General features: G+C 35.8%; 1 protein-coding gene. It reads left to right on the plus strand.

Going from position 1 to position 2,536, the window contains the following annotated elements; all coding sequences use genetic code 11:
- Window positions 1-715: 715 nt before the first annotated feature.
- On the plus strand, window positions 716-2,536 hold a 1,821-nt coding region (locus P8M54_RS15690; protein ID WP_300288978.1), incomplete at its 3' end, for a SusC/RagA family TonB-linked outer membrane protein.

Genomic DNA, 2,536 nt, shown 5'->3' on the forward strand with positions numbered 1-2,536 from the left:
CCAAAATAAAAAATAGATATTCATCTAAAAAATATTGGTGGAATTCATGCTATTATACCTAAAGTCAACTATAAAATTAACAAAACCATTTATGGCTTAATAATCTATTAAACCTAAACACCTGCACCAAAAACCTTTTGAATAAAATGGATATAATTTAATTTGAGTTAGTTATCACAAGGTGCAGGTTATTTACTAATCCTATAAAACCAAAAAAAACAGCTTGCTAATGATAGAATGGTAATAATGAATCAAAGAGATCAAAGAGAACCTATCCCCTGTCCTCGTGCAGATTAGAGAGTCATAACAAAACATATGTTTAATCAAACCAACAACCAATATTATGAAATACTACAAACAAATACAAGCCGCTTTAATAGTGGCATTAATAACAATCATAATTCTTTGGCTTTATGCTTGTAGCAGAATTACCTAAACGAGTCGTCCAGATCTAAAACGGATCTAAAAGGCCGTTTTTAAAGATACTAAGTTCAATTAATAAACGGTGCAGCTTATTGAGAAGCTACAGTAACTAATAACCTTTAACGCACAACCATCAAACTTTTAAAGCCTATGACTAAATAAAATTAACCTTAATGCCTTAGCGCCTTTGTGGCTCATCACATAAAAAAAGACTCTCTACCCCTGTCGTCAAACAAAATAGAGAGTCACAGTAAAACAAAACGCATGTTTCATCTAACCAATAACCAAAATTATGAAAAATAGTTCATTAATCAACGGGAGTAGGACAATAGTGTATTTCCTTATTTTAGGGTTGTACTTGTTCATTACCCCTGTCCTAGCTTACAATGGTAGCAATTTTCTAAAGCTCAACCTTCAAACCCATCAAGTAAGCGGTACCGTTACAGATTTTAATGGCCCATTACCAGGCGTAACTGTTACTATTAAAGGAACAAATAAGGCTGTCATTACAGACTTTGATGGGAAATATCTAATAGCGGCTTCCCCTACTGCTACGCTAGTCTATTCCTTCATGGGGTACAAGACGGTCTCTATGCCAATCAATGCGCTTAAAACGATTGATATCGTTTTGCAAGAAGATGCCACAACGCTTCAAGAAGTACGTATTAATGCGGGATACTATTCCGTCAAGGAAAGCGAACGCACGGGAAGTATCTCAAAAATCACCTCAAAAGACATCGGCAAACAACCGGTAACCAATGTACTTGCTGCAATGCAAGGCAGGATGGCTGGTGTTAACATTACTCAAAATACGGGAGTAGCTGGTGGTGGTTTTGATATTCAAATTAGAGGACAAAACAGTTTGCGATCAGATGGCAATAGACCACTTTATATTATTGATGGTGTGCCCTATTCTTCTGATGCTGTTGGCTCTGATTTAACAGGCATTGTTATTCCTGGTCAAACCAGTCCGTTAAATAGTATTAATCCAGCAGATATAGCCAGTATTGAAGTGCTAAAAGATGCCGATGCAACAGCAATTTACGGTTCCCGAGGATCCAACGGTGTTGTTCTTATCTCCACTAAAAAAGGAAAAGAAGGAAAAACTAAATTTACCGCCAATGTATCAGGGGGATTGGGCAAAGTAACCCGATTTATGGATTTGATGAATACACAACAGTATTTGCAGATGCGCAAAGAAGCATTTATTAATGATGGAATCCCCTTTGGCTCAAACAACTATGATGTAAATGGAACGTGGGATCAAAATCGGTATACTAATTGGCAAAAAGAATTAATTGGAGGAACAGCAGTCTTCAACGATATTCAGACTTCATTATCAGGAGGTTCAGCACGAACACAATTTCTTATCAACGGTAATTTTCATAAAGAAACAACCGTTTTCCTTGGTGACTTCAATTATAAAAAAGGAAATCTTCTTGCCAACATCAACCATGAATCCGAAGACAAAAAATTTCGAATCAATTTTTCAATGGGATATACGGCGCAAGAAAACAATCAGCCTGGAATTGATATTACGCAACAATCTATTTTATTGGCGCCCAATGCTCCTGCTTTGTATGATGCAGAAGGCAATTTAAACTGGGAGAACAGCACTTTTAATAATCCACTGGCAAATTTTGAAGGCAAATACCTTTCTAAATCAAATGACCTTTTAGCCAATGGTTTATTATCGTATAACTTATTACCAAATTTAGTAGCTAAAACAAGTTTTGGATTTACCGATACCCGCTTTGAAGATAGTAGAACACAACCCTCCACTTTATATGATCCAGCTTTTGAAGTAGGAAGTGAATATTCGTCTATATATGTCAATACAACTTCTAGAAAATCTTGGATTATTGAACCACAATTATCTTGGTCTAAAAAATTTAGTAAGGCCAAAACCGAAATTTTAATAGGTAGTACCTTCCAACAACAAACCTCAAATCAACTGGTTCAAGAGGCCAGCGGTTTTACTAGTAATAGCCTAATTTATTCCCTGTCATCCGCATTTAACGTTTTCGACTTGATCGATAATGAAACAGTTTATAAATACCAAGCATTTTTTGGAAGGGTAAATTTTTCTTGGGATGATCGTTACATTTTGAAC

It is taken from the genome of Flavobacterium sp. (assembly GCF_029242675.1).
Taxonomy (GTDB): domain Bacteria; phylum Bacteroidota; class Bacteroidia; order Flavobacteriales; family Flavobacteriaceae; genus Flavobacterium.